The organism is Micromonospora sp. NPDC005413 (genome assembly GCF_040606435.1).
Taxonomy (GTDB): domain Bacteria; phylum Actinomycetota; class Actinomycetes; order Mycobacteriales; family Micromonosporaceae; genus Micromonospora.
Genome location: NZ_JBEXEV010000072.1, coordinates 1,923 through 3,585 on the forward strand (window position 1 = coordinate 1,923; position 1,663 = coordinate 3,585).

A 1,663-nucleotide genomic window follows, 5' to 3' on the forward strand; every position below is an offset into this window, starting at 1 on the left:
GTCTGCCAGGCATGGCCTGGCCTCATATACCGCCGGCGGTTGTCGGGTTTGGTGTGGGGCGGATCGGGTTGTGGGTTGGTCGTTTGTTGAGAATTGCACAGTGGACGCGAGCATCTTTGTGGTCAAGTTGTCAAGGGCGAACGGTGAATGCCTTGGCACCAGGAGCCGATGAAGGACGTGGGAGGCCGCGATAGGCCTGGGGGAGCTGTCAACCAAGCTGTGATCCCAGGGTGTCCGAATGGGGAAACCTGGCACCAGTCATGTGGTGTCACCCACACCTGAACACATAGGGTGTGTGGAGGGAACGCGGGGAAGTGAAACATCTCAGTACCCGCAGGAAGAGAAAACAATTTAGTGATTCCGTGAGTAGTGGCGAGCGAAAGCGGATCGAGGCTAAACCGGCTGCGTGTGATACCTGTCAGGGGTTGCGTGGTCGGGGTTGTGGGACCCTGCTGAACAAGCTGACACTTGTTCGAGAAGTTACAAAGTCAGTGGCTAGTCGAACAGTCTGGAATGGCTGACCGTAGACGGTGAAAGTCCGGTAGGTGAAAGTTGCTGACCTTCTGTGGGTGTTCCCGAGTAGCGGCGGACCCCTGAAATCTGCCGTGAATCTGCCAGGACCACCTGGTAAGCCTAAATACTTCCTGGTGACCGATAGCGGACAAGTACCGTGAGGGAATGGTGAAAAGTACCCCGGGAGGGGAGTGAAATAGTACCTGAAACCGTTCGCCTACAATCCGTCGGAGCCTTACGGGGTGACGGCGTGCCTTTTGAAGAATGAGCCTGCGAGTTAGTGGCATGTGGCGAGGTTAACCCGTGTGGGGGAGCCGTAGCGAAAGCGAGTCTGAATAGGGCGATTCAGTCGCGTGTCCTAGACCCGAAGCGGAGTGATCTAGCCATGGGCAGGCTGAAGCGCGGGTAAGACCGCGTGGAGGGCCGAACCCACCAATGTTGAAAAATTGGGGGATGACCTGTGGTTAGGGGTGAAAGGCCAATCAAACTCCGTGATAGCTGGTTCTCCCCGAAATGCATTTAGGTGCAGCGTCGCGTGTTTCTTGCCGGAGGTAGAGCACTGGATGATCTAGGGGGCCTACAAGCTTACCGAAATCAGCCAAACTCCGAATGCCGGTAAGTGAGAGCGCGGCAGTGAGACTGCGGGGGATAAGCTTCGTAGTCGAGAGGGAAACAGCCCAGATCACCAGCTAAGGCCCCTAAGCGTGTGCTAAGTGGAAAAGGATGTGGGGTCGCATAGACAACCAGGAGGTTGGCTTAGAAGCAGCCACCCTTTAAAGAGTGCGTAATAGCTCACTGGTCAAGTGGTTCCGCGCCGACAATGTAGCGGGGCTCAAGCACACCGCCGAAGCTGTGGCATTCATATTTTAACCTCGCTTGGACTTGATTCCTTGTGCAGGTGTGTGGATGGGTAGGGGAGCGTCGTGCCGCGAGTGAAGCAGCGGGGTGACCCAGTTGTGGACGCGGCACGAGTGAGAATGCAGGCATGAGTAGCGAAAGAAGGGTGAGAAACCCTTCCGCCGGATGACCAAGGGTTCCAGGGCCAGGCTAATCCGCCCTGGGTGAGTCGGGACCTAAGGCGAGGCCGAGAGGCGTAGTCGATGGACAACGGGTTGATATTCCCGTACCCGCGAAAGAGCGTCCCTGATTA

1 rRNA gene (running past one end of the window) is annotated in these 1,663 nt (G+C 56.7%); it reads left to right on the forward strand.

The annotated features are described in order from the left end of the window. Nucleotides 1-120: 120 nt before the first annotated feature. A 23S ribosomal RNA gene (locus tag ABZS37_RS32560) occupies nt 121-1,663 on the forward strand; it runs 1,665 nt beyond the window's last position.